The organism is Pseudomonas sp. W2-17 (assembly GCF_041060445.1).
In the GTDB taxonomy this organism is placed as follows: domain Bacteria; phylum Pseudomonadota; class Gammaproteobacteria; order Pseudomonadales; family Pseudomonadaceae; genus Aquipseudomonas.
In genome coordinates, this window is record NZ_JAUFNS010000011.1 from 128,843 (window position 1) to 153,069 (window position 24,227).

Genomic DNA, 24,227 nt, shown 5'->3' on the forward strand with positions numbered 1-24,227 from the left:
TTTATCGACGCTGCTGATTAGGGTCGTTTGTAAACCATAAAAAGCGTTGAGGACTTCACCATGCCCATCCAGCTCACTCCCGAAAACACCCTCCCCGCCGACGGCCTCAATGGCACATTGGTCGGTCGCGCGTGGGTGCCGGGACACATCAGCGGCCCATCGCCTGTGGTGCTGCGCAACGACGGCGTGTTTGATCTTTCATCGAGCTTCGCCACCTTGAGTGAGTTGCTGGAGCTGGAATCCCCTTTGGCCGCCGTGCGTGAAGCCCAGGGCAAACGTGTCGCCAGCCTCGAAGAACTGCTGGCGAATTCGACCGCAACGCCTGATCCCAACAAGCCATACCTGCTGGCGCCGGCGGATCTGCAAGTGATCAAGGCCGCAGGTGTGACCTTCGCCGCAAGCATGATCGAACGAGTAATCGAGGAACAGGCAGCGGGCGATCCGGCCAAGGCGGAGAGCGTGCGCGCGATCGTACAGAACGCCATCGGCGACAATTTGCGCAACATCAAGCCGGGCTCGGAACAGGCCAGCACACTCAAGGCGCTGCTGATCGAGCAAGGCATGTGGTCGCAGTACCTTGAAGTCGGCATCGGGCCGGACGCCGAGATTTTCACCAAAGCGCCCGTGCTGGCGGCGGTGGGCAGCGGCAGTCAGGTGGGCATTCATCCGAAATCGGAGTGGAACAACCCCGAGCCGGAAGTGGTGCTGGCGGTGAACAGTCGCGGGCAGATCCACGGCGCAACCCTGGGCAATGACGTCAACTTGCGCGACTTCGAAGGCCGCAGCGCGCTGCTGTTGAGCAAGGCCAAGGACAACAACGCCTCGTGCTCGATCGGCCCGTTCATTCGGCTGTTCGACGAAACCTTCTCCCTGGATGACGTGCGCAAGTGCGTGGTCGATCTGCAGGTAAAAGGCGATGACGGTTACGTGATGACAGGCTCAAGCTCGATGTCGCAGATCAGCCGCGATCCCGCCGACATTGCCGGCCAGGCGCTCAACGCCAACCATCAATACCCGGACGGCTTCCTGCTGTTTCTCGGCACCCTCTTCGCCCCGACCGCCGACCGCGACCATGCCGGCGGCGGTTTTACCCACAAGCTGGGCGATCAGGTCAGTATCAGCAGCAGCCTGTTCGGCGGCCTGCACAATGAGGTGACCCACAGCAGTGACGCGGCGCCGTGGAAATTCGGCGTCGGCGCGTTGATACGCAATCTTGCGGTGCGCGGTTTGTTGTAACTGAACACCTTACGCAGCACACCTAATTCCAAGAGAGACCCGAACCATGTCCGATACGCCGAAACGCCCTCTTCGCAGCCAGCAGTGGTTCGATGACCCGGAACACGCTGACATGACGGCGCTGTACGTCGAGCGCTACATGAACTACGGCATGACCCGCGAAGAGCTGCAATCGGGCCGACCGATCATCGGCATCGCTCAAACGGGTTCTGATCTGGCGCCCTGCAACCGTCATCACCTGGAACTCGCCCAGCGGGTCAAGGCCGGCATCCGTGATGCAGGCGGGATTCCGATGGAGTTTCCGGTGCACCCGATGGCCGAGCAGACCCGCCGCCCGACCGCAGCCCTGGACCGGAACCTGGCGTACCTCGGGCTGGTGGAAGTTCTTCACGGCTACCCGCTGGATGGCGTTGTCCTCACCACCGGCTGCGACAAAACCACCCCGGCGTGCCTGATGGCGGCAGCGACCACAGACCTGCCGGCGATTGTATTGTCCGGCGGGCCGATGCTTGACGGTCGGCACAAGGGCGAGTTGATCGGCTCCGGCACAGTGCTCTGGCATGCGCGCAATCTGCTGTCCGCAGGCGAGATCAATTACGAAGGCTTCATGGAAATGACCACCGCCGCGTCGCCGTCGGTGGGCCACTGCAACACCATGGGCACCGCGCTTTCGATGAACGCGCTGGCCGAGGCGCTGGGCATGTCGCTGCCGGGTTGCGCGAGTATTCCAGCGGCGTACCGCGAGCGCGGCCAGATGGCGTACATGACTGGCAAGCGCATCTGCGATCTGGTCCGCGAAGACGTGCGCCCCTCGCAGATCATGACCCGCGAGGCGTTTGAAAACGCGATCGCGGTGGCGTCGGCGCTGGGGGCTTCAAGCAACTGCCCGCCTCACTTGATCGCCATCGCCCGGCACATGGGCGTCGAGTTGAGCCTCGACGACTGGCAGCGCATCGGCGAAGACGTGCCGTTGCTGGTCAATTGCATGCCGGCCGGGAAGTATCTGGGCGAAGGCTTCCACCGCGCAGGCGGCGTGCCGGCGGTGATGCACGAGCTGCAGAAGGCCGGCAAGCTGCACGAAGACTGCGGCACGGTCTCCGGCAAAACCATCGGTGACATCGTGCGCAATGCCGTCACCCACGACACCGACGTGATCCGTCCGTACGAAGACCCGCTCAAGCACCGCGCCGGTTTCATCGTGCTGAGCGGCAACTTTTTCGACAGCGCGATCATGAAGATGTCGGTGGTCGGCGAGGCGTTCCGCAAGACCTATCTGTCCGAGCCGGGCGCCGAGAATAGCTTCGAGGCGCGAGCGATCGTGTTCGAGGGCCCGGAGGACTACCACGCGCGGATCAACGACCCGTCGCTGGAAATCGACGAGCGCTGCATTCTGGTGATCCGTGGTGCTGGCACGGTCGGTTACCCCGGCAGCGCCGAAGTGGTGAACATGGCGCCGCCGTCTGCGCTGATCAAACAGGGCATCGATTCGCTACCGTGCCTGGGGGATGGCCGGCAGAGCGGCACCTCGGCCAGCCCTTCGATCCTGAACATGTCGCCGGAAGCGGCGGTAGGCGGTGGCCTTGCGTTGCTGAAAACCAATGACCGGCTGCGCGTGGATCTGAACAACCGCAGCGTCAATGTGCTGGTCAGCGACGAAGAAATGGCCGCACGCCGCGCGCTGTTCGAACCGAAGATGCCGGCCTCGCAAACCCCATGGCAGGAGCTGTATCGGCAGTTGGTGGGGCAGCTGTCCACCGGCGGATGTCTGGAGCCGGCGACGCTGCATTTACGGGTGATTGCACGAAGCGGCGAGCCGCGGCATTCGCATTAACGCCGCAGATGTGGCGCCCGGCATATGACTTGTGGGAGCGAGCTTGCTCGCGAAGAGGCCAGTACATCCGCCAAATCTTCAGCGGTTGAAATGCCGTCTTCGTGAGCAAGCTCACTCCCACAAGGTCTGCGTTTACTGCACGATCGCGCGGTATCTGGACGATGAGGCCCCAAGAATTTCAAACATCCTCACAACAACGCCGGCAACCCCTTCTCCATCCCGGCGAAGCGATCCTTCAACAAGGAATGCAACTGCTGCACCGCCGGGGAAAACTGTTTGCGGTGCGGGCAGACCAGGTTAAGCGGGGTCGGCTCGCCCGGGTAATCCGGCAGCAACAAATCCAGCCGCCCGGCGTGCACGTCCTCGCAGACATCCAGCCACGATTTGTAGGCCACACCCTGCCCCGCCACCGCCCAGCGCCGGACCAGATCTGCGTCATCGGTAAGCAAGGGACCCGATACTGAGAACACCCGGCCCCCGAGCCGCCATTTGTCGTACACCCGCCCCGCCAGCGTAAACAGCAAACACTCGTGTCGCAGCAGGTCATCGGAGACCACGGGCCGGCCCTTGCGCGCCAGATACTCGGGCGACGCCACCAACACCCGGCGATTCCACGGCGCCAGCGCCAACGCGATGTAATTCGCGTCTTCGATCACGCCGTAGCGAATGGCGACGTCCACCGGATCGCGAAACAGATCAGCCACTTGATCGGAGATAAACAGACGTAAATTCAGCGCCGGGTGCTGGCTGCGAAAATCCGTCAGCCAGGGCAGCAGCATGTTTCGGCCCAGATCCGACGGCGCCGCCACCTGCAGCGTGCCTTGCAGCTCAGCACTTTCGCGCCGCAGCTTTTCTCGGCCATCCCGTAAGGCATCGAGCACCGTCTGGGCGGTCGGCAGGTACTGCTCGCCTTCCGCGGTGAGGCGCAAGCTGCGCGTCGAACGGGCAAACAGGCGGATATCCAGCTCGCGTTCGAGGCGCTTGATGGCCGCCGCGACTTGCCCCGGCAACAGATCCACCTCCCGCGCGGCATTGGAGAAGCTGCCCAGCGCAGCGGTGCGGACAAACAGCGTCAGGTCGTCGATGCGGATCATTTTCACTCCAGCCGTGAAAGTGTTGCCGGATTCTGCGGGTTTTTCTGCCTGACGAACAAGAACAAGATGGGTCCAACGTTTCAGCCACCTTCTGTCCACTGACGAGAGAAATCGCCATGAAAGCCGTCGCCTTCACCCAACACGGTCTGCCCATCGAAGACCCCAATGCGCTGCTCGACATGGACCTGCCCAAGCCAACGCCCGGCGCTCGGGATTTGCTGGTCGAAGTCAAAGCGATTTCGGTGAACCCGGTCGACACAAAAATCCGCGCCGGCTCTGCGACCACCGAACCCAAAGTGGTCGGCTGGGACGCGGTTGGCGTGGTTCGCGAAACAGGCAGCGACGTCACGCTGTTCAAAGCCGGGGACGAAGTGTTCTACGCCGGCTCCATCGCCCGTCCCGGCAGCTACAGCGAATTCCACCTCGTCGACGAGCGCATCGTCGGGCACAAACCCAAGACCCTCGACAACGCCCACTCTGCCGCGCTGCCGCTGACCTCGATCACCGCGTGGGAGTTACTGTTTGATCGCCTGGGCGTCGAAGAAGGCGACGGCGAAGGTGACAGCCTGTTGATCATCGGTGCCGGTGGCGGCGTCGGGTCGATTCTGGTGCAACTGGCCCGTCAACTGACCAAGCTGACCGTGATCGGTACCGCGTCCCGTCCGGAAACCCGCGAGTGGGTCGAAAGCCTGGGCGCCCATCACGTCATCGATCACAGCCAGCCGCTGGTTGAGCAACTGAACCAGATCAGCGTCGGCCAGGTGAGCCATGTCGCCAGCCTGACCCACACCGATTCGTACTTCACGCAGCTGATCGAGGCCCTGAAACCACAAGGCCAGTTGGCGCTGATCGATGACCCGAAATCCCTCGACGTGGTGCCGATGAAACGCAAGGCCCTGTCGCTGCACTGGGAACTGATGTTCACTCGCTCGCTCTACGAAACGCCGGACATGATTGCCCAGCATCAACTGCTCAATCGCGTCGCCGACCTGATCGACGAAGGCGTACTGAAGACCACCCTCGGTGAGCATTTCGGCGCGATCAATGCCGAAAACCTGCGCCGCGCCCACGCCGTGATCGAAAGCGGCAAGGCCAAGGGCAAGATCGTCCTCGAAGGTTTCTGAACCTGTTTCCATTAATGAAAATGGCCTGCTACGCCAGGCCAGGAGCCGTTTGTGTCCATGAAACAGAACATGATGTTGTCAGCACTGGCCCTGTCAGTCGCGTTGATCAGCCAGACCGGCATCGCCGCCACGATCGCAACCACCACTACCGCACTGCCCGCCAATGCACCGGCGGAGAAAACCATCGGTCAGCTGGAGCAGGTGTTCACCTTCCACGACGCCATGCCCACCGGCGTGACCGTGACGGAAACCGGGCGCATCTTCGTCAACTTCCCGCACTGGGGCGACGACGTACCGTTTACCGTGGGTGAGATCCGTAACGGCAAGGTCGTCGCCTACCCCGATGCCGCCATCAACAAGGAAGACCCCAAAGACCCGGCGAAAGGGTTGATCAGCGTGCAGAGCGTGGTCGCCGACGGTCAGGGCCGCGTCTGGCTGCTGGACACCGCTGCACCGAATTTCGCCGCGCCCAAAGCCGGCGGCGCCAAGCTGGTGGCGGTTGATCTGGCCAGTAACAAAGTGGTCAAGACGCTGGTGTTCCCGGCCAACGTCATCCTGCCGAGCACCTACGTCAACGACATGCGCTTTGATTTCCGCAGCGGCAAGGAAGGCACGGTTTACGTGACGGATTCGTCGGTCTCCGGGCCCGGCGCGATCATCGTGATGGACATCGCCAGCGGCAAGGCGACACGTCGATTGAGCGGCGCAAAATCCACTTCGGCCGATCCTGACTTCAAACCGGTCGTCGAAGGCCAAACTGCATTGGTCAGCAAAGGCCCTGACGGCAAGCCGAAAACCATGGCCGTTGCGTCTGATGGCATCGCCCTGTCCCCTGACGGCAAGACGCTGTATTTCAGCGCACTTTCCAGCCGCCATCTGTATGCCGTGCCCGCTGCGATGCTGCGTGATGCCAGCGCGAGCGAGGCGCAACTGAACGCGGCGGTCAAAGACCTCGGCGAAAAAGGCGCGTCGGACGGTCTGGAAGCAGACGCCAACGGCGCGGTCTACGCCGGTGACTACGAGCACAACGGCATCCGCAAACGCCTGGCCGACGGCAGCTGGCAGACCATCGTTCACGACCCTCGCGTGCTGTGGCCGGACACCTTGTCGGTCGGGCCGGATGGCTACCTGTATTTCACCGCCAACCAGCTACAGCGCCAGGCCGGTTTCCACGACGGCAAGGATCTGCGCGAAAAACCCTACAGCCTGCTGCGGGTGAAGATCGACGCCGCGCCTGCACCGACCCGTTGATTCAGTTTCCCCATTTCGGAGATTCATCATGCAACTGACCGCACTGGCAAAGTCGCGCTACACCACCAAAGCCTACGATGCCTCACGCAAGATCCCGCAAGAGACGATCAATGAGTTGCTGGAGCAACTGCGTCACAGCCCGTCATCGGTGAACTCGCAGCCATGGCACTTCATCGTCGCCTCCGATGAGCAGGGCAAGGCGCGCGTGGCCAAGTCCGCCGAGGGCGGTTTTGCCTACAACGAGGCGAAGATGCTCAATGCCTCTCACGTCGTGGTGCTTTGCACCCGCACTGAAATGCCGGAATCGCACCTGCACGCCGTGCTGACCCAGGAGGCGGCTGACGGACGCTTTGCCAATGACGAGGCCAAAGCCGGTCAGGACAAAACCCGTCGTGGCTACGTGAACATGCACAAATACGATCAGAAGGACGTGCAGCACTGGATGGAAAAGCAGACCTATCTGGCACTGGGCACCTTGCTGCTGGGCGCTGCATCGTTGGGCCTGGATGCGACACCGATGGAAGGCTTCGATTTCAAGAAGCTCGACGAAGAACTGGGCCTGCGTGACAAGGGTTTCACCAGCCTGGTCGTGGTCAGCCTGGGCTACCGCAGCGACAGCGATTTCAACGCCAAACTGCCGAAATCGCGCCTGCCGGCCGAGACGGTGTTTACCTTCCTTTAACCCAATCGCACACACCTGTAGGAGTGAGCTGCTCGAAGACGGTATCTCAGCCGCTGAAGGTTTAGCGGATGTCCCGGCCTAGTCGCGAGCAAGCTCGCTCCCACAAAAATCGCATCTGCCTCGCGAATGTTGGCGGCAGATGATGAACGCGTGGGAGCCGAGCTTGCTCGCGAAGACGGCATGACAGCCGCTGAAGGTTTAGCGACTGTCCCGGCCTATTCGCGAGCAAGCTCGACTCCCACAGTTAGTCCGTCGGTGAATACATCTGCGGTGTTTGACGGGCGTGCAGCAACAGCAAGCGGTCACCTGCACACCCCTTCTCATTTGCCCCGATGCCTGCGCTCTGCTAGTGTCGCGCCGGTTTAACGTCTACCGGGATAGCCGCCATGGCCCGCAAGAAAGCTGCACTGGATTTCGAACAGTCCCTCACGGATTTGCAAACGCTCGTCGAGCGTCTGGAGAACGGTGAGCTGTCGCTGGAAGACTCACTGACCGCCTTCGAGCAAGGCATCCGCCTGACCCGCGAGTGCCAGAGCGCGCTGGCCCAGGCCGAACAGAAAGTGCAGGTCTTGCTGGAACGCGACGGCGAACTGGCCGAAGAGCCGTTCGACGCGGAACAGCCGGAATGATCGCGGCGTATCAGGCACTCAGCCAGGCTCGCGTCAATGCGGCGCTGGAGACTCTGTTCGATGCGCCCGCCCCTGAATTGACCCGCCTTTACGCCGCCATGCGCTACAGCGTCACCAATGGCGGCAAGCGCGTGCGTCCGCTGCTGGTCTACGCCGCCTGCGAAGCCTTGGGCGGCAACGCCGAGCACGCCAACGGCGCCGCCTGCGCAGTCGAGCTGATCCACGCCTATTCGTTGGTGCACGACGACCTGCCCGCCATGGACGACGACGATTTGCGTCGCGGCCTGCCCACCACCCATAAAGCCTTTGACGAAGCCTGCGCGATTCTCGCCGGCGACGGCCTGCAGACCCTGGCCTTCAGCGTGCTGAGCGATAACGCGCTGACCCCGCAGAACGCTGACACCCGACTGAAAATGGTCGCCACACTCGCCCGTGCATCCGGCCCTGCCGGCATGGTCGGCGGACAGGCCATCGATCTCGGCTCGGTAGGGCTCAAGCTCGACCAGAAGGCGCTGGAATTCATGCATCGGCACAAGACCGGCGCATTGATCGAAGCCAGCGTCAGACTCGGCGCCCTGGCCAGCGGCAACGCAACCCAGGTTCAACTCGATTCACTGCAGATTTACGCCCGCGCCATCGGTCTGGCCTTTCAAGTCCAGGACGACATTCTTGACGTGGAGAGCGATACCGCAACCCTTGGCAAGCGCCAGGGCGCCGATATTGCCCGGGACAAACCGACCTACCCCGCGCTGCTGGGTCTGGAAGAAGCCAAACATTACGCACTTGAATTGCGCGATCAAGCCCTTGTGGCGCTGCGACCGTTCGACGCGGCCGCCGAGCCTTTGCGGGCCCTGGCGCGTTATATCGTCGAACGCCGCAACTAATCGAAGCCCGCAACGCGTCGAACCCCGCAACCAAGCGCAGGTCATAGGACTTATCGGGCGCGAGCGGCCTTGCTGCCGCTGCCCCATTTCGCCGGCAATCGTTTCTCCTGAACATCGCGTTGCTGCACATCGTGCGCAGCCGGTAATGCATCAGGTAAACTGCCGCCTCTTTTACTTATAACGATTCGCCTGATGCCCACGACGTTCAAAGAGATTCCCCGCGAGCGCCCGTCCACGCCCCTGCTCGACAAGGCAGTGACGCCGGACGGCCTGCGCCGCTTAGGTGAAGCAGAGCTTGAAGCCCTGGCTGATGAACTGCGCCTGGAGCTGCTCTACACCGTTGGCCAGACCGGCGGCCACTTCGGCGCCGGCCTCGGCGTCATCGAACTGACCGTGGCCTTGCACTACGTCTTCGATACCCCCGACGACCGGCTGGTCTGGGACGTCGGTCATCAGGCGTACCCGCACAAGATCCTCACGGGTCGTCGCGAGCAGATGTCGACCCTGCGCCAGAAAGGCGGCGTGGCGGCATTCCCGCGTCGCAGCGAGAGCGAATACGACACCTTTGGCGTCGGTCACTCCAGCACCTCCATCAGCGCCGCGCTGGGCATGGCGATCGCCTCCCGGCTGCAAGGCAGCGAGCGCAAGTCCATTGCCGTGATCGGCGACGGCGCACTCACTGCCGGCATGGCCTTCGAAGCGCTGAACCATGCGCCCGAAGTCAGCGCCGACATGCTGGTGATCCTCAACGACAACGACATGTCGATCTCGCGCAACGTCGGCGGGCTGTCGAACTACCTGGCGAAAATCCTCTCAAGCCGCACGTACACAAGCATGCGCGAAGGCAGCAAGAAAGTGCTGTCGCGTCTGCCTGGCGCGTGGGAAATCGCCCGACGCACCGAGGAATACGCCAAAGGCATGCTGGTGCCCGGCACGCTGTTCGAAGAACTCGGCTGGAATTACATCGGCCCGATCGATGGCCACGACCTGCCGATCCTGATCGCCACCCTGCGCAACATGCGTGACCTCAAGGGTCCGCAGTTCCTGCACGTGGTCACCAAGAAAGGCAAAGGTTTTGCGCCGGCTGAAGTCGACCCGATCGGCTATCACGCGATCACCAAGCTCGACCCGCTGAACGCACCGGTCGTGCCCAAGAAAGCCAGCGGTCCCAAGTATTCCGGCGTGTTCGGTCAGTGGCTGTGCGACATGGCCGAAGCGGACGAGCGCCTGGTCGGCATCACGCCCGCCATGAAAGAAGGCTCGGATCTGGTTGCGTTCAGCGAACGCTTCCCGGAGCGCTATTTCGACGTCGCCATCGCCGAGCAGCACGCGGTGACGCTGGCAGCGGGCATGGCCTGCGAGGGCGCCAAGCCCGTGGTGGCGATTTACTCGACGTTCCTGCAGCGTGGTTACGACCAGCTGATTCATGACGTCGCCGTTCAGAATCTGGACGTGCTGTTCGCCATCGACCGCGCCGGTCTGGTGGGCGAAGACGGCCCGACCCATGCCGGCAGTTTCGACTTGTCGTACCTGCGTTGCATCCCCGGCATGCTAATCATGACGCCGAGCGATGAAAACGAGCTGCGCAAGATGCTCACCACCGGTCACTTGTTCAAAGGCCCCGCGGCCGTTCGTTACCCGCGCGGCAATGGCCCCGATGCCGTGATCGAGAGCAGTCTCGAACCGCTGGAAATCGGCAAGGGCGTGGTGCGCCGTCAAGGCAGCAAAGTCGCGATGCTGGTGTTCGGCGTGCAGTTGACCGAAGCGCTGATCGTGGCGGAAAAACTTGATGCAACCGTGGTCGACATGCGTTTCGTCAAACCGCTGGACGAGGCACTGATTCGCGAAATGGCCGGCAGCCACGACTTGCTCGTGACCGTCGAAGAAAACGCCGTCATGGGCGGCGCGGGTGCGGCGGTCAGCGAGTTTCTGGCGCGGGAGAACATCCTCAAGTCGGTGCTGCACCTGGGCCTCCCGGATGTTTACGTCGAGCACGCCAAACCGGCGCAGATGCTGGCCGAGTGCGGGCTGGATGCTGCCGGGATTGAAGCGTCGATCAACCAGCGCCTGCTGAAGATGTAGTTTTTGCAGGGGGCTCGCTTGCCCGCGGATGCGTTCTGACAGTTGCTACGCTTGCAACGAATAAATCGCTATCGCGGGCAAGGTGGAGCGCCTACCCGATCGTTCCTACAATCACATGTCCAACCAGATGGCTCGACGCCCCCACTTACCTGTAGGAGTGAGCTTGCTCGCGAATGTGTTCTGTCAGTTGATACATGCACAACAGAACGATTGCATTCCCGAGCAAGCTCACTCCTACAGGTTTGCGATCAGTACGATGATAATTTCCCGCCTCGCCCTCGCCTTCTCCCTCATCCCCGCCACCCACGTCTTCGGCGATCAGCCTGATCGGGAAAGCGCCTTGAAGCTGGACAGCGTGCTGATCAGCGCCAATCGTCAGGTCGAGCAGCGGGACGCCAGCACTGCGGCGAACACCGTGTTCAGCCGCGCCGACATCGAGCGGCTGCAACCGAGCAGCGTTACTGACCTGTTGAGTCGTGTGCCCGGTGTGCAAGTGGCGCCCAGCGGGGGGCGTGGCAGTCTGCCGGGGATCTTTATTCGCGGGACCAAGGCCGCGCAAAGTCTGGTGCTGGTCGATGGCCAGCGCATTGCCAATGCCACCTCCGCGGACAGTAACCTGCAATACCTTGACGTCGAGCAGATTGAGCGCGTGGAAGTGCTGCGCGGTTCACGTTCGGTCATCTACGGCGCTGACGCCATTGGCGGCGTCATCCAGATCTTCACCCGACGGGGCGCCGAGCAAGGCCTGCAAGCCCGCTTGCACACCGGTTTCGGCAATCGAGGCACACAGCCGCAGAGCCTCGGGTTGTCGGGCGGCGATCAGCAGACCCATTTCAACCTCAGCACCAGCCTGGATGAAACGACAGGCATCGATCGCACCGGCCCCTCCTTCGCCAGCGACGATGACCGCGACGCCTACCGCAATAAATCCCTGAGCCTGAACCTCAGCCACTGGCTCAGCGACGACGTGGAGGTCGGCTTCAACGCTCTGGATAACCGGGGCAAGACTGAGTTCGACAATCCATTCGGCCTGTTCGACCCGGTCACGTTCAACACCGTGGGTCAGCAGCAATACAGCAAGTTTGACCTAAGCAGCCTCGGCACCTACGTCGACGCCCGGATCAACCAGACCTGGAAAACCCGCCTGGAGCTGGGCCACAGCGAGAACCGTGAAAAGACGCTGGATAAGCTGAGCGACGATCACTACGTGTTCAACACCTACCGCGACTCGGTCAATTGGCAGAACGACCTGACCCTGAACGAGCGCAACAGCATCATGCTGGGGGGCGACTGGTACGAGGACCGTGTCAATAGCAGCACGGCGTTAGATGAGGACAGCCGCTGGAACCGTGCGGCGTTCATCCAGCACCGCTTCAAGGGCGAGCACTTTTCGACCGAGCTCGGCCTGCGCCACGATCAGAACGAACAGTTCGGCAGCCAGAACACCTGGAGCGGCACGCTCACTGTGCCGCTCAATGACGCCAACGACGTGCTGCTGTCCTACAGCGAAGGCTTCCGCGCGCCGACGTTCAACGACCTGTATTACCCGGACTTCAGCAACCCGAATCTCAAACCCGAGCACTCCAAAAGCTACGAGCTGCAATGGCGCAGTCGCCTGAGCGAAACCGCCCGCCTTGAGGCCTCGCTGTATCGCACTGATCTGCAGGACGCGATTGCCCTCGACAGCGACTTTCGCCCTCAGAACATCGGCTCGGCACGGATCAATGGTGTCGAAGCGTCCCTTGAGCAGCAATTGTTCGGCTGGACCGGCAAGCTCGGCGCGTCGGTCATCGACCCGCGCGACCGTGACACTGGGCACACGCTCAACCGTCGCGCCCGCCGCACCCTGAACCTCGATCTTGATCGGCAGTTCGATCGCCTCGGTGTCGGCGCCAGTTGGCAGGCCGTCAGCGACAGCTACAACGACGAGGCCAACACCCAGCACATCGGCGGCTATTCGTTGTTCGGATTGCGCAGCAGCTGGAAAGCTAGCGACGAAGTGAAGCTTGAGTTCAAGCTGGATAACGCCTTGGACAAGCGCTACAGCCGCACGCTGTACAGCTTCGATGGCAGCAACTACGGCTATCGCGAAGAGGGTCGGACGTGGATGTTTGGCGTGACGTGGACGCCGGAGCTGTAGGTCTGCAGCCCACCTGATCTAGCGTTCTGGCGCTATCACGCTGCACACCTTCGCCACCGCTTCCACCATCTGCCCGCTTGCTCGTTCGAGGCCTTTATCGGGCACGGCAAACAGGCGACCGGCTTTCACGGCCTTCAACTGCGACCAGGTTTTCCATGTCGGCAACAATGCAGCGTCGCTGGCGAGAATCACGTCCGGATCTCGTTGCAGCACTGACTCGATACTCACCTGCGGCGCCGGCAGGGTCAGGTCTTCAAACACATTACGTGCGCCGCAGACGGTCAGTGCATCGCTGATGATCTGACCGCCGCCGACGGTGTAAAGCGGCTGATCCCACACTTGGTAAAAGACTTTCAGCGGGACATCGCGCCGATAGCGTTCACGCAACCCGGCCAATCGCTGACGGAAATCCCCCGCTACTTGTCGTCCACGATCGGCGCGGCCAAGACGTTCGCCCATCTGCTTGATCTGATCAGCCAGTTCGTTCAGCGTGTGGGGCTCGGCGGTGTAAGCAGGAATATTCAGGCGCTTCAGTTGATCGCGCTGGGCCGCGCTGACACTCCCGGGCCATAGCAGCAAAAGATCCGGCTGCAAACTGAGCAGGCGCTCGATGTCGAGCTGCCCGTAGCGACCCACCGAAGGCAGGCCTGCTACCTTTGTCGGGCGTGGACCGCCGTCGAGCACGCCGACCAGCAGATCGGCGGCATCCAGTTCAACAACAATTTCAGTCAGAGAGGGTGCGAGGCTGACCACCCGCTGGTCAGCGCCGGCCTGATAGGCGATCAGCAACAGCAGGTAGGCAATCAGCGGGCGCATCAAGCGCGGCCAGCCGGCGCCCGACCACGGCGCAGGCTGCAGAGCATCACGCCGGATCGACTTCGCTCTGATGCTCGTTACCCATCATGTGACCCAGCTTGCCGGCCTTGGTCGCCAGGTAGAGCTTGTTGTGCGGATTGTGGCCGGTGTGCAGCGGCACACGCCCGGCTACGGTGATGCCCATGTCTGTCAGCGCTTTGACCTTGCGCGGATTATTGGTCATCAGACGCAGGGACTTGATGCCCAAGTGCTCCAGCATCGGCAGGCAAATGCCGTAATCGCGCTGGTCAGCGGCAAAGCCCAGGCGCTCGTTGGCTTCTACGGTATCGGCACCGCCGTCCTGCAGTTCGTAGGCACGGATCTTGTTCATCAGGCCAATGCCGCGACCTTCCTGGCGCAGGTACAACAACACGCCGCGGCCTTCGGTGGCGATAGCGCGCAACGCCGCTTCAAGCTGGGAACCGCAATCGCAGCGCTGACTGAACAGCGCGTCACCGGTCAGGCATTCGGAATGCACGCGGCCGAGCACCGAGGCGCCATCTGACACATCGCCGAGGGTCAGCACGACGTGCTCGCGACCGTTTTCCTGCTCGAGAAAGCCATTCATTTTGAACGTGGCAAAGGGGGTAGGCAGCTTGGAAGCCGCGACAAATACGACGGGCACCGGGTGCTCCTGATCAGTATGAGGGCTGGAAATTCGCAACATTGTAACAGCAGGTTCCGGCAGACGCTTAGGCTGAATTGTTGGCCAATCAGATCAACGCGCTTGATCAGTGGGCAGCGTCAGTAACAGATTGACGACCGTCTGTGTCGAACGGATACGCATGCTTCCAGCGTGCAAAGATCGGCCGCAGCTTGCCGCTGTGCACAAGTTCGCCCATCCGCACGTCAAACAGATCCCGCAGCGCATGCCCTCGCGGGGTATCAGCAAAGCTCAGGTACAACGGAATGGACGTGAGATAAGTCAGCCGATAACGCTGAGGATCGTCGCTTTGGGCGAGGACAAAGTCCATTTCCGGCTTGGCATCGATGTACAGATCCGCGCGCCCGTATTCGAGCATCGGCAGAATGTGATCGCGCCGGGCGACCTCGTTGAAGTGCGTGACGTTGGGCAGATAGTGCTGAAACTCGTAGCCACGCACCCAGGCGAGACGATATTTTCCCAGCGTCTGCAGCGAAGGAAGCGGCTTCGACGCCAGACCCAGCGTGTAGATCTCGTCATTGTCGTAGTGCCACTTTGAGTAAAGCGTGCCCTCGACTTCATCCTTGTAGGCAGCAATCCAGGCATCGGCCTCGCCGCGCTGCACCAGCCCGACCGCGCGGGTGTAGGGCTCGATGCGCTGCTCGACCTTGACGCCGGCCGGCTCGAAGATCTCCCGCATCAGGTCCCAGCCCAGCCCCGTGCCGTCGGTTTCGGTGTAACCAATCCAGTGCTCGCTGACCAGCAGGATGTCGGAGGGCTTGTCGGGCACAGATGCAGGGGTTGCCGCGTCGGCAGTCATCCAGACGCTCGTCATCAGCAATGCCAGACCCAGCAGCCATCCCACGCCTGAACGCCTCATGAGCGCAGACCTACATCACAGCCCACAACCAGACCAGCCCTTGCATCGCGAGCCACGCGAAAACGCCGGCCAGGACATCATCGAGCATGATGCCAACGCCGCCGTGAACGTGCTTGTCTATCCAGTGAATGGGCCAAGGCTTGAGAATGTCGAAAAAGCGAAACACCAGAAAACCCACCAGCAGCCAGACCCACCCCTCGGGCACCAGCCACAGGGTGATCCACATCCCGACCATTTCATCCCACACGATGCCTTCATGGTCGTGAACGCGCAGGTCGTCGGCCACTTTGCCGCACAGCCAGAAGCCGAAGAGCATGGTCAGGCCGAGCATCAACCAATAGCCCCAGTCCGGCAGCATCTGCCACAGCGGGATGAACGGTACGGCGACCATTGAGCCCCAAGTGCCGGGCGCTTTGGGGAGTGTGCCGGAGCCGAAACCGAAGGCCAGGAAATGCCACGGATTGGTCCATACGGACGGAGGAACGTTTTCCGCCGGAACCTGATTGGGATGATCTGTCACCGTGTCTCCTGAAAATGTTGATAGCCCCGAGTCAACGGGGTGACGTCCTGCCCAAGTGCGTCAATCAGCGCCACGCCGTGGCCTTCGACCACCCGACCCAGAACGAAAAAAGGCAAGCCAGCAGCCTGAAGTTCAGCCAGCCATGATGGCGGCAACGTAAAGGCCAGTCTGTAGTCATCGCCCCCGCCAAGCGCCGCATCCAACGCCGCATCAGGCCCGAAAAAACTCAGCAGCGCGTCAGACATCGGCACTTTTTCACGCTCAACGAGCAAGCGCACGCCCGATGCGGTGGCGATGTGTCCGCAGTCGGCGAGCAGTCCGTCAGAGATGTCCAGCGCCGCGCTGGCCTTGTTGCGCAACGCGATGCCCAGCTCGAACTGCGGCTGCGGCGACCAGTAACGCGCCAGCAAGGCCTGAGTGGTAGACGCCTCGGTGCTGCGCTGGTTCAACACCAACGGCAGCGCTCCGGCCCCGTCGCCCAGCGGACCGCCCACGCACAACAAATCGCCGGGCCGGGCGCCGCTTCGGGTCAGGGCATGCCCGGTGGGAACGGTGCCGAAAACGGTGACCGTCAGGCTTAACGGCCCGCGCGTCGTGTCGCCGCCGATCAGGCGCAGGCCGCAGCCTTGGGCCATGGTGTTCAAACCGCGGGCGAACGCTTCCAGCCAGTCGGCGGAAACCTGCGGCAGGGTCAGAGCAAGGGTAAATGCGAGGGGACTGGCGCCCATGGCGGCCAGGTCGCTGGCCGAAACGCCGAGTGCGCGCTGGCCAAGCAGGAAAGGATCGCAGACGTCCGGGAAATGCACCCCGGCAACCAGCGTGTCAGTGGAGATAGCGAGTTGCTCGCCAGTGGCCACCGACAACAGGGCGCAGTCGTCGCCGATCCCCAAGGCAACGCCTTCGCCGGGCTGCGCGCAGGGCGCAGCGGCAAAGTAATTGCGGATCAGTTCGAACTCGCCCATGGCGGAGACGCTCAGGTTCTGGAGAAACCCAGACGCCTCAGCGCTTGTGCGCCTTCACTTCGACTTCGCGCAGACGCGGAGCCAGCTTGTCGAGCACGCCGTTGACGAACTTGTGGCCGTCGGTCGAACCGTAGACTTTCGCCAGCTCGATGCCTTCGTTGATGACCACACGGTACGGCACGTCGATGCGCTCCAGCAGCTCCCAGGTCGATAGACGCAAAACCGCCAGCTCAACCGGGTCCAGCTCGTCGATGGTCAGGTCAAGACATGGCGCCAGCGCCGCGTCGATCTTGTCCTGATTGCCCGGAACACCGTGGAGGATGTCGTGGAAATAGCTGGCATCGACGGAGGTGAAGTCGTTGTCGACGCGGAATTGTGCTTCGATTTCGTTCAGCGACTGGCCAGCCATGTGGCGCTGGTAAAGGGCCTGCATCGCCATCTGGCGAGCCGCACGACGCTTTTCGCTTTTGGATGGCTTGCCCGCGTCTGCCGCACGTGGATCACGCGGGTTGAACTGATCGCTTTCGTCGTTAATCACTTGGCCTCCAACTGCGCCAACAGGCTGACCATCTCGATGGCGGACAGGGCAGCTTCAGCGCCTTTGTTGCCGGCCTTGGTGCCGGAACGCTCGATCGCCTGTTCGATGGAATCGACAGTCAGGACGCCGAACGCGACCGGTACGCCGAACTCCATGGACACCTGGGACAGGCCCTTGGTGCATTCGCCAGCGACGTATTCAAAGTGCGGGGTGCCGCCACGAATGACGGCGCCGAGCGCGATGATGGCGGCGAATTCGCTGCGTTGAGCGACCTTCTGCACAACCAGCGGGATTTCGAACGCGCCCGGTGCGCGGATGATGGTGATGTCGCTTTCGCTCACGCCATGGCGAACCAGGGCATCAACGGCACCGCTCACCAGGCTTTCGACGACGAAGCTGTTGAAGCGGCCAACCACCAGGGCATAGCGACCTTGGGGGGCGATGAAGGTACCTTCGATGGTCTTCAGGGTCATTCGGCTGAGTCTCGTGTTCTCGTATTAAAGAGCATGAGAGCGCGCATCGGACGCGCGCTCTCAGGGATTTTAGGCCACGAATGGGCGACTGCAGGGACCAGAACCACCCACGGCTGAACGCTGTCGGGGCCCGTCACCTGCCGGTCTTTATTCGGAGGGCACGTATTCTACAACTTCCAGATCGAAACCGGATATCGCATTGAACTTCATTGGCGAACTCATCAGGCGCATTTTGCGCACGCCGAGGTCACGAAGGATCTGCGAACCGGCACCGACGGTGCTGTAAGTGGTCGGCGTCTTGATCGGCGTGCCGCCGGCGGTTTCACGCACATGGGCCAGAACCGTGTCGCCATCGAGCGGGTGACCGAGCAGCAGCACGACGCCGCTGCCGGCCTCGGCCACGGTCTTCATAGCAGCGCGCAGGCTCCAGCGGCCGGGCTGTTTGACCATCAACAGGTCGCGCAGCGGGTCCATGTTATGCACGCGAACCAGCGTGGCTTCTTCCGCGCAGATCTTGCCCAGCGTCAGCGCCAGGTGCACGTCACCTTCGACGGAATCGCGGTAGGTCACCAGATTGAAATGGCCCAGTTCGCTGTCGAGGGGCTGCTCGGCAATCCGCTGAACGGTACGCTCGTGGATCATCCGGTAATGGATCAGGTCGGCGATGGTGCCGATCTTGATGTTGTGCTCGGCCGCGAAGGCTTCCAGTTCAGTACGACGGGACATGGTGCCGTCGTCGTTCATGACTTCGCAGATCACGCCGGTCGGCTCGAAACCGGCCATGCGCGCCAGGTCGCAGGCCGCTTCGGTATGGCCTGCGCGGGACAGTGTGCCACCGGCTTGGGCCATCAACGGGAAGATGTGGCCCGGGCTGACGATGTCTTCAGCCTTGGCGTCTTTGGCAGCAGCGGCCTGAACGGTGCGCGCGCGGTCGGCGGCGGAAATCCCGGTGGTCACGCCTTCGGCGGCTTCGATGGAGACGGTGAACTTGGTGCCGAAGCCCGAGCCATTGCGCGGCGCCATCAACGGCAGTTTCAGGGTTTCGCAGCGCTCGCGGGTCATCGGCATGCAGATCAGGCCACGGGCGTAACGCGCCATGAAGTTGATGTGCTCGGCCTTGACGCACTCGGAGGCCATGATCAGATCGCCTTCGTTCTCGCGGTCTTCGTCATCCATGAGGATGACCATCTTGCCTTGGCGAATGTCTTCAACCAGTTCTTCGATGCTGTTGAGCGCCACGCGGCACCCCCTTCGATTCAGGATTTGAGGTAGCCGTTGGCGGCCAGAAAGCTTTCGCTGATATTGCCGCCCTGGGCCGGCGTCGGATCGGCCGCTTTGTCACCGAGCAGCAAACGCTCGAGGTAACGCGCCAGCAGGTCGACTTCCAGGTTGATCTTACGGCCCGGGCGGTAGTCGCCCATGATGGTTTCGGCGAGCGTGTGCGGGACGATGGTCAGCTCGAACTCGGCGCCGTTGACGGCGTTCACGGTCAGGCTGGTGCCGTCGACGGTGATCGAGCCCTTGTGAGAGATGTACTTGGCCAGCTCGCGGGGGGCGCGCATGCGGAACTGGATCGCACGGGCGTTTTCTTCACGGGCCAGCACTTCGCCAACGCCGTCGACGTGGCCGCTGACCAGATGGCCGCCCAGGCGCGTGGTCGGGGTCAGGGCTTTTTCCAGATTGACCCGGCTGCCGGTTTTCAGATCGACGAACGCAGTGACGTTCAGGGTTTCGCGGCTGACGTCGGCCCAGAAGCCGTCGCCTGGCAATTCAACGGCGGTCAGGCAGACGCCGTTGACCGCGATGCTGTCGCCCAGTTTGACGTCGGAAAGGTCGAGCTTGCCGGTCTCTACGTAAACGCGGACGTCGCCGCCTTTCGGAGTGATGGCGCGGATGCTGCCGATGGATTCGATGATGCCGGTAAACATGGGTGCTCCTGGAAAACAGGGCCAGCGCTGAGCGCGGAAGCCGGAATTATACGCCGGGGTGCGACGCGGGTATCGCAATGACTCGCCAGTCATTGCCGACCGCGCGCATTTCGACGATCTTGAGTTCGAGCGCCTCGCTCATCTGCGCCAGCGGGATGTCCAGCAACGGTCGGGCCGACGAGCCCATGAACTTGCCCGCCACGAAGATCTGAAATTCATCCACCAGGCCCAGCCGGGTAAACGCGCCGGCCAGCTTGGGACCGGCTTCGACCAGCACGTCATTGACGCCACGGGCCGCCAGTTCAACCAGCAACTTGCGCAGGTCGACATGCCCGCCGCTGCTGGGCAGCGCCAGCAGTTCGTGGCCTTCGTCGTGGTAGCGCCCCCGTGCTGACGCTGCCGCGCAGGTCACCACCAGCGCGTTGCCCGCTGTAAAGAACGGCGCATCGAGGGGCACCCGCAAACGCCCGTCGATCAACACGCGCAACGGCGGTCGGGTCGCGGCCAGGGCAGTGAGTTCGGCGTTCAGGCCCAACTCGTCAGGGCGCACGGTGAGCCGCGCGTTGTCGGCGAGCACGGTATCGGCGCCGGTCAGCACGACGCTCGACTGCGCACGCAAGCGTTGTACGGCAGATCTCGCTTCAGGGCCGGTGATCCACTGGCTTTCGCCGCTGGCCATAGCCGTTCGTCCGTCGAGGCTCATCGCCAGCTTGACCCGCACGTACGGCAGGCCATGTTCCATGCGCTTGAGAAAGCCTTTGTTCAGCGCCCGCGCTTCGCTTTCGAGCACGCCGCCCTGCACCGCGATCCCGGCGTTCATCAATCGCAACAGGCCACGGCCGGCGACGTCGGGATTGGGGTCTTGCATGGCGGCGACCACACGCGCCACACCGGCATTGACCAACGCGTCGGCGCACGGCGGGGTGCGGCCATGATGGCTGCAGGGTTCGAGGGTGACGTACGCGGTGGCGCCCTTTGCCTTGTCGCCCGCCTCGCGCAGCGCATGGACCTCGGCGTGGGGCTCGCCGGCGCGGACGTGCCAGCCTTCGCCGACAATTGCGCCATCACGCACGATCACGCAGCCGACACGCGGGTTGGGGTGCGTCGAGTAGACGCCCTTGCGCGCCAGCTCCAGCGCCCGCGCCATATAGGCTGCGTCGAGCACGCCTTGCTCTGTCGAGGTCATGCTCACTCTTTAACCGGCTCGCGGGCCAGTCGGTCGATTTCTTCGCGGAATTCGTTGAGGTCCTGAAACCGCCGATAAACAGAAGCAAAGCGGATGTAGGCCACTTCGTCGAGCTTCTGCAATTCGCCCATCACCAGCTCACCGACGATCAGCGATTTGACCTCGCGCTCGCCGGTCGCACGCAGCTTGCTTTTGATGTGGGCCAGGGCCGCTTCGAGACGTTCGACGCTGACCGGGCGTTTTTCCAGCGCGCGCTGCATGCCGGCGCGCAGCTTCTCTTCGTCGAAGGGCTGACGGCTGCCGTCCTGCTTGATCAGCCGGGGCAGAACCAGTTCAGCGGTTTCGAATGTGGTGAAGCGTTCTTCGCAAGCGACGCATTCGCGGCGGCGGCGAACCTGATCGCCTTCAGCAACGAGGCGCGAGTCAATGACTTTGGTGTCGTTGGCACCGCAAAAGGGACAGTGCATGGTGGCAGGCAACAAAAAAAGGGAGGGCCATGGTAGCGCATCTCGCTGGCAAGACAAGTCCGGGGCTTTAAGGTATATAGACGCGCATTCAGTGCGGTGAAACCCGCCGCACTCAGCGATACTGCGCCATCCCGTGCGTATCTCGCCCGCATTCTGCTTTGTCTGGAGCTGTTCATGACGCTACGTACGCTTGCTGTAATCAGCCTTGTGGGCCTGCTCGCTGCGTGCAGCACGGCCGAGGCGCCAAAACCTGCGGCGCCCGCCAAACCTGCGCCCAACGCCATTACGCTACCGGAAGGGCAAGGTCCGCTGCAGCCGTTCCAGCGTGAATTGAGCGGCCAGTTGCTGGGCGTGCCGGCCGGCGCAGAGGTCGAGCTGGCGCTGCTGGTGATTGACGATCGCAATCGCCCGCAGAAGCTGCTGACCAGCACCAAGTTGATCGGCAACAACCAGTCGCTGCCATTCCAGCTGCGTTTTAATCCAGAAGCCTTCCCGGTGGGCGCGCGTGTCGAACTGCGCGGCCGCGCCAGCAAGTCCGGTCAGTTGATTCTGCATCTGCCGTCCGTGCTGATCACCCAGCCCACCACTCAGGCGCTGGGTCAGCTGCAATTCGCTCCCGCACCGTGACCGCTCCGCTTCACCTGCAAGCCGCATTGGGCGAACTGCTGGGCGATGCGCAACTGGGTGCCGAAGCGCTGCCGGGTACGGACCTGAAGCTGTGGCTGATCGACGCGAACAATATGGATCGTGCGTTCAGCCCCGACGAAACCCGGCGCATTCTCGAAGACCCGCCCTACTGGAGTTTCTGTTGGGCCAGTGGCCTGGCGCTGGCGCGCTTTCTCGCCGAGCAGCCGCAGTGGGTCGCGGGCAAGCGGGTGCTGGATTTCGGCGCGGGCTCGGGCGTCGCAGGCATTGCGGCGATGAAAGCCGGGGCCCTTGAAGTCGTCGCCTGTGATCTTGATCCGCTGGCGATCAAGGCCTGCCGAGCCAACGCTGAGCTGAACGGCGTGACGCTTCAGTATTCGGACGACTTCTTCGCCGAGGAAGATCGTTTTGACCTGATCCTGGTGGCCGACGTGCTGTACGACCGCGCCAACCTGCCGCTGCTGGATCAGTTTCTCAGTCGCGGAAAAGAGGCGTTGGTGGCCGATTCCCGGGTGCGGGACTTTCAGCATCCGATGTATACGCCGCTGGGAGTTCTGGAGGCGCTGACGCTGCCTGACCTGGCCGAGCCGTGGGAGTTTCGCAGAGTGAGCCTTTATCATGCGGTCAGGTCATGACTCGCTTCGCAAGCGCAATTGTGCGGCAGGCATCAACCCCGCTTCCGACAATCCCCCCAGCGCTTTATAGTTCGCGCCATCAAGCCTTTTTTCGAGACCCGCGATGAGCCAGGACACGCCGTACATCTTCGATGCGACCACCGCCACTTTCGATCAGATGGTCATCGAAAATTCCTTTCACAAACCCGTGCTGGTGGATTTCTGGGCCGAGTGGTGTGCGCCGTGCAAGGTGCTGATGCCGCTGCTGCAACAGATTGCCGAGAGTTATCAGGGCGAATTGCTGCTGGCCAAGGTCGACTGCGACGCTGAACAGGACATCGTGGCGCGCTTCGGCATTCGCAGCCTGCCCACCGTGGTGCTGTTCAAGGACGGCCAGCCGGTGGATGGATTCTCTGGCGCCCAGCCTGAATCGCAAATCCGCGCGCTGCTTGAACCCCATGTGCAGATGCCGCCACCGGCCGCCGCCGACCCGCTGAAAACCGCGCAGGCGATGTTCGCCGAGAGCCATTTCGCCGAAGCCGAAGCGGTGCTGCAGACCATCCTCAGCGAAGACAACACCAACGCTGCCGCGCTGATTCTGTACGCGCGCTGCCTGGCCGAACGCGGCGAGCTGACGGAAGCCCGCACGGTGCTGGATGCGGTGAAAAGCGATGAGCACAAAGCCGCGCTGGCCGGGGCTAAGGCGCAATTGACGTTCCTGGCAGAAGCCGCCGCATTGCCTGACGTCGCCGAGCTGAAGTCGCGCCTGGCGCAGAACCCGCAGGACGATGAAGCCGCGCACCAGTTGGCGATCCAGCAATTGTCCCGTCAGCAATACGAAGCCGCGCTGGAGGGACTGCTCAAGCTGTTCATCCTCAACCGCAGCTACAACGAAGGCCAGCCGCACAAGACGCTGCTGCAGGTGTTTGACTTGCTGGGGAATGATCACCCGCTGGTGACTACGTATCGTCGTCGGTTGTTTGCGGCGCTCTACTGACAGCGCTAAACCCTGTGGGAGCGAGCTTGCTCGCGAAGGCGGTGTGTCAGGCTCGAACATGTTTCGGGACTACCGCTTTCGCGAGCAAGGTGGAACGCCACCCCGGTCGCTCCCACATGGCCAGGATGCCCATCAGTAGGCATGGTGAGGCTGAGGCATGTCACTCAACCCAGTGATACACCGGCGTGTCGCCCTGGCTTTCCACTTTCACGTTGGCGCTGTGGCGCATCCGCACCATCAGGCGTTTGCCCGCAGCGGTGCTGCCCGACAGACCTTCCAGCTGACCAAGCAGATCCGGCCCGGTCAGATGTCCCGCTTTGCGCAACAGTTCTTGAGCGATATCCCAAACAGCATCGTTGCGACTGGCCGCAGGCTTGACGGACGTATCAACCGGCGCCGACGTTGCCTGCACCTGCGCGCCTAGCTGAATGCCCAGCCGTGCCCAGTCGGCGTCGTCCATTTCCACAGTCAGATCCACCGGCAGATCGCCGACGGTTCCACGGATTCGCAGCATGGGGTGTGTCCTCTGATAGGGCGGACCGGCATGGTCCCACAGGAATTGGCGA

General features: G+C 62.4%; 25 protein-coding genes. 12 read left to right on the forward strand and 13 right to left on the reverse strand.

Annotated elements, in window-relative coordinates; all coding sequences use genetic code 11:
- The first annotated feature begins 60 nt into the window (after nt 1–60).
- Nucleotides 61–1,236: a fumarylacetoacetate hydrolase family protein gene (locus QWI20_RS15635; protein ID WP_369306256.1), complete on the forward strand. Its 1,176-nt coding sequence runs from the start codon at nt 61–63 to the stop codon at nt 1,234–1,236.
- 46 nt (nt 1,237–1,282) lie between these two features.
- Nucleotides 1,283–3,067: an IlvD/Edd family dehydratase gene (locus QWI20_RS15640; protein ID WP_369306257.1), complete on the forward strand. Its 1,785-nt coding sequence runs from the start codon at nt 1,283–1,285 to the stop codon at nt 3,065–3,067.
- Between the two features lie 188 nt (nt 3,068–3,255).
- Here QWI20_RS15640 and QWI20_RS15645 read toward each other — a convergent pair whose 3' ends face one another.
- Nucleotides 3,256–4,161 carry a LysR substrate-binding domain-containing protein gene (locus QWI20_RS15645; protein WP_369306258.1) on the reverse strand — a complete coding sequence of 302 codons (906 nt, stop codon included), beginning with the start codon at nt 4,159–4,161 and terminating at the stop codon, nt 3,256–3,258.
- A gap of 116 nt (nt 4,162–4,277) precedes the next feature.
- Between QWI20_RS15645 and QWI20_RS15650 the strand changes: the two genes are divergently transcribed.
- From QWI20_RS15650 to QWI20_RS15680, 7 genes are all read left to right on the forward strand, one after another.
- The gene (locus QWI20_RS15650) at nt 4,278–5,285 is read left to right on the forward strand and encodes a zinc-binding alcohol dehydrogenase family protein (RefSeq protein WP_369306259.1); all 1,008 of its coding nucleotides are present in this window, start codon (nt 4,278–4,280) and stop codon (nt 5,283–5,285) included.
- Nucleotides 5,286–5,342: 57 nt separating this feature from the next.
- Nucleotides 5,343–6,536 carry an L-dopachrome tautomerase-related protein gene (locus QWI20_RS15655; RefSeq protein ID WP_369306292.1) on the forward strand — a complete coding sequence of 398 codons (1,194 nt, stop codon included), beginning with the start codon at nt 5,343–5,345 and terminating at the stop codon, nt 6,534–6,536.
- Between the two features lie 28 nt (nt 6,537–6,564).
- Entirely contained in the window at nt 6,565–7,218 is a 654-nt protein-coding gene (gene nfsB / locus QWI20_RS15660) for an oxygen-insensitive NAD(P)H nitroreductase (RefSeq protein ID WP_369306260.1), read from the forward strand.
- A gap of 386 nt (nt 7,219–7,604) precedes the next feature.
- Nucleotides 7,605–7,847 carry an exodeoxyribonuclease VII small subunit gene (locus tag QWI20_RS15665; protein WP_062384761.1) on the forward strand — a complete coding sequence of 81 codons (243 nt, stop codon included), beginning with the start codon at nt 7,605–7,607 and terminating at the stop codon, nt 7,845–7,847.
- Nucleotides 7,844–8,731: a (2E,6E)-farnesyl diphosphate synthase gene (ispA, locus tag QWI20_RS15670; protein WP_172609849.1), complete on the forward strand. Its 888-nt coding sequence runs from the start codon at nt 7,844–7,846 to the stop codon at nt 8,729–8,731. The genes QWI20_RS15665 and ispA overlap by 4 nt, the downstream gene beginning before the upstream one ends.
- A 192-nt stretch (nt 8,732–8,923) precedes the next feature.
- Nucleotides 8,924–10,813 (forward strand): 1-deoxy-D-xylulose-5-phosphate synthase, encoded by a 1,890-nt coding sequence (dxs, locus tag QWI20_RS15675; RefSeq protein ID WP_369306261.1) that lies wholly within the window; start codon nt 8,924–8,926, stop codon nt 10,811–10,813.
- A 256-nt stretch (nt 10,814–11,069) separates the two neighbouring features.
- Entirely contained in the window at nt 11,070–12,953 is a 1,884-nt protein-coding gene (locus QWI20_RS15680) for a TonB-dependent receptor (protein WP_369306262.1), read from the forward strand.
- 18 nt (nt 12,954–12,971) lie between these two features.
- Here the strand turns inward: QWI20_RS15680 and QWI20_RS15685 are convergent, their stop codons facing one another.
- From QWI20_RS15685 to nrdR, 11 genes are all read right to left on the reverse strand, one after another.
- The gene (locus QWI20_RS15685) at nt 12,972–13,769 is read right to left on the reverse strand and encodes a cobalamin-binding protein (RefSeq protein ID WP_369306263.1); all 798 of its coding nucleotides are present in this window, start codon (nt 13,767–13,769) and stop codon (nt 12,972–12,974) included.
- 46 nt (nt 13,770–13,815) lie between these two features.
- The gene (gene ribA / locus QWI20_RS15690; protein WP_369306264.1) at nt 13,816–14,433 is read right to left on the reverse strand and encodes a GTP cyclohydrolase II; all 618 of its coding nucleotides are present in this window, start codon (nt 14,431–14,433) and stop codon (nt 13,816–13,818) included.
- Nucleotides 14,434–14,539: 106 nt separating this feature from the next.
- Nucleotides 14,540–15,331, reverse strand: a complete 792-nt coding sequence (locus QWI20_RS15695) for a substrate-binding periplasmic protein (RefSeq protein ID WP_369306265.1) — start codon at nt 15,329–15,331, stop codon at nt 14,540–14,542.
- 10 nt (nt 15,332–15,341) lie between these two features.
- Nucleotides 15,342–15,851 carry a phosphatidylglycerophosphatase A gene (locus QWI20_RS15700; protein WP_065988427.1) on the reverse strand — a complete coding sequence of 170 codons (510 nt, stop codon included), beginning with the start codon at nt 15,849–15,851 and terminating at the stop codon, nt 15,342–15,344.
- Nucleotides 15,848–16,813 (reverse strand): thiamine-phosphate kinase, encoded by a 966-nt coding sequence (gene thiL / locus QWI20_RS15705; protein WP_369306266.1) that lies wholly within the window; start codon nt 16,811–16,813, stop codon nt 15,848–15,850. Before thiL ends, QWI20_RS15700 begins: the two co-directional genes overlap by 4 nt.
- Before the next feature lie 37 nt (nt 16,814–16,850).
- On the reverse strand, nt 16,851–17,351 hold the full coding sequence (gene nusB / locus QWI20_RS15710) for a transcription antitermination factor NusB (protein ID WP_369306267.1): 501 nt from the start codon (nt 17,349–17,351) through the stop codon (nt 16,851–16,853).
- Complete coding sequence (gene ribE, locus QWI20_RS15715; RefSeq protein ID WP_037017809.1) at nt 17,348–17,824, reverse strand: 6,7-dimethyl-8-ribityllumazine synthase; 477 nt, start codon at nt 17,822–17,824, stop codon at nt 17,348–17,350. Before ribE ends, nusB begins: the two co-directional genes overlap by 4 nt.
- 147 nt (nt 17,825–17,971) lie before the next feature.
- A complete protein-coding gene (gene ribBA / locus QWI20_RS15720; RefSeq protein WP_192173801.1) occupies nt 17,972–19,063 on the reverse strand; it encodes a bifunctional 3,4-dihydroxy-2-butanone-4-phosphate synthase/GTP cyclohydrolase II in 1,092 nt (363 codons plus the stop codon).
- A 17-nt stretch (nt 19,064–19,080) separates the two neighbouring features.
- The gene (locus tag QWI20_RS15725) at nt 19,081–19,752 is read right to left on the reverse strand and encodes a riboflavin synthase (RefSeq protein WP_369306268.1); all 672 of its coding nucleotides are present in this window, start codon (nt 19,750–19,752) and stop codon (nt 19,081–19,083) included.
- A gap of 46 nt (nt 19,753–19,798) precedes the next feature.
- Entirely contained in the window at nt 19,799–20,938 is a 1,140-nt protein-coding gene (ribD, locus tag QWI20_RS15730; RefSeq protein ID WP_369306269.1) for a bifunctional diaminohydroxyphosphoribosylaminopyrimidine deaminase/5-amino-6-(5-phosphoribosylamino)uracil reductase RibD, read from the reverse strand.
- A 2-nt stretch (nt 20,939–20,940) separates the two neighbouring features.
- Nucleotides 20,941–21,405, reverse strand: a complete 465-nt coding sequence (gene nrdR / locus QWI20_RS15735; protein ID WP_065988433.1) for a transcriptional regulator NrdR — start codon at nt 21,403–21,405, stop codon at nt 20,941–20,943.
- 174 nt (nt 21,406–21,579) lie between these two features.
- Here nrdR and QWI20_RS15740 point away from each other — a divergent pair, with 174 nt between their 5' ends.
- From QWI20_RS15740 to trxA, 3 genes are all read left to right on the forward strand, one after another.
- Nucleotides 21,580–22,032: a hypothetical protein gene (locus QWI20_RS15740; protein WP_237254191.1), complete on the forward strand. Its 453-nt coding sequence runs from the start codon at nt 21,580–21,582 to the stop codon at nt 22,030–22,032.
- Nucleotides 22,029–22,685 (forward strand): methyltransferase, encoded by a 657-nt coding sequence (locus QWI20_RS15745; protein WP_369306270.1) that lies wholly within the window; start codon nt 22,029–22,031, stop codon nt 22,683–22,685. Before QWI20_RS15740 ends, QWI20_RS15745 begins: the two co-directional genes overlap by 4 nt.
- 103 nt (nt 22,686–22,788) lie before the next feature.
- Nucleotides 22,789–23,661: a thioredoxin gene (trxA, locus tag QWI20_RS15750; protein WP_369306271.1), complete on the forward strand. Its 873-nt coding sequence runs from the start codon at nt 22,789–22,791 to the stop codon at nt 23,659–23,661.
- 160 nt (nt 23,662–23,821) lie between these two features.
- Here trxA and QWI20_RS15755 read toward each other — a convergent pair whose 3' ends face one another.
- Entirely contained in the window at nt 23,822–24,175 is a 354-nt protein-coding gene (locus QWI20_RS15755; RefSeq protein ID WP_369306272.1) for a hypothetical protein, read from the reverse strand.
- Nucleotides 24,176–24,227 lie beyond the last annotated feature (52 nt).